The sequence below is a fragment of the Streptomyces sp. H51 genome, from assembly GCF_035656535.1.
In the GTDB taxonomy this organism is placed as follows: domain Bacteria; phylum Actinomycetota; class Actinomycetes; order Streptomycetales; family Streptomycetaceae; genus Streptomyces.
In genome coordinates this window covers 1-1,212 of the sequence record NZ_JAYMHD010000064.1, presented here as the reverse complement: position 1 = coordinate 1,212, position 1,212 = coordinate 1, and the positions used below count along the sequence as shown (strand labels likewise).

At 66.7% G+C, this 1,212-nt stretch carries 2 protein-coding genes; both read right to left on the bottom strand.

Translation table 11 applies throughout. The features are described from left to right. The coding region (locus VKA29_RS21730; RefSeq protein ID WP_324787571.1) for an alpha-amylase family glycosyl hydrolase at positions 1 to 802 on the bottom strand (802 nt) is incomplete at its 3' end. Then, the coding region (locus tag VKA29_RS21725; RefSeq protein ID WP_324787570.1) for an alpha-glucosidase C-terminal domain-containing protein at positions 799 to 1,212 on the bottom strand (414 nt) is incomplete at its 5' end. The genes VKA29_RS21730 and VKA29_RS21725, both read right to left, overlap by 4 nt.

Below are 1,212 nucleotides of genomic sequence, written 5' to 3'. Positions count from 1 at the left end.
CGTCCTCCGGCCACTGGTTCGCCTCCGCCAGCAGCACCGTGTCCGGGTACTGGGCGTCGATCTCCTTGCGCACCCGCTTCAGGAACTCGTGGGTGGCCGGGAGGTTCTCGCAGTTGGTGCCCTCCCGCTGGTACAGGTACGGCACCGCGTCCAGCCGGAATCCGTCGATGCCGAGGTCCAGCCAGAACCGCAGCGCGGAGATCATCTCCTCCTGCACGGCCGGGTTCTCGTAGTTCAGGTCCGGCTGGTGGGAGAAGAACCGGTGCCAGAAGTACTGCTTGCGCACCGGGTCGAAGGTCCAGTTCGACACCTCGGTGTCGACGAAGATGATCCGCGCGTCCGGGTACTGCTTGTCGTCGTCGGCCCACACGTAGTAGTCGCCGTACGGGCCGTCGGGGTCCTTGCGGGACTCCTGGAACCACGGGTGCTGGTCGCTGGTGTGGTTCATGACGAAGTCGATGATGACGCGCATGCCGCGCTGGTGGGCGGCGTCGACGAACTCCACGAAGTCGGCCAGGTCGCCGAACTCCGGCAGTACCGCGGTGTAGTCGGAGACGTCGTAGCCGCCGTCCCGCAGCGGGGACTGGAAGAAGGGCGGCAGCCAGATGCAGTCGATGCCCAGCCACTGCAGATAGTCGAGTTTGGCGGTCAGTCCCTTGAGGTCGCCGACGCCGTCGCCGTTGCTGTCCTGGAAGGAGCGGACCAGGACCTCGTAGAAGACGGCGCGTTTGAACCACTCGGGGTCCCGGTCCTTCGCGGGGGTGTCCTCGAACGTGTCCGGAACGGGCTCGTTGACGATCATATGGTGGGTGACCCTCCGATCTGCGGGGTGGACGGTCGCAGGACGGTGAAGACGTGCGCAGGCCGGGTGCCCGGTTCGAGACGTACGTAATTGGCCCTGCCCCAGTGATAGGTCTCACCGGTGAGCTCGTCGCGCACCGGCACCGACTCGTGCCAGTCCAGGCCGAGTTGCGGCATGTCCAACGAGACCGTGGCCTCCTGGGTGTGGTGCGGGTCGAGGTTGGCGACCACCAGAACCGTGTTCGAACCGCTCCGCTTCGAGTACGCGATGACCGCGTCCTTGTCCGCGTGGTGGAAGTGCAGGTCGCGCAGCTGCCGGAGCGCCGGGCTGGAGCGCCGGATGTCGTTGAGGCGGGTGATGAGGGGGGTGATGGTGCGGCCCTCGCGTTCGGCGGTGTCCCAGTCGCGGGG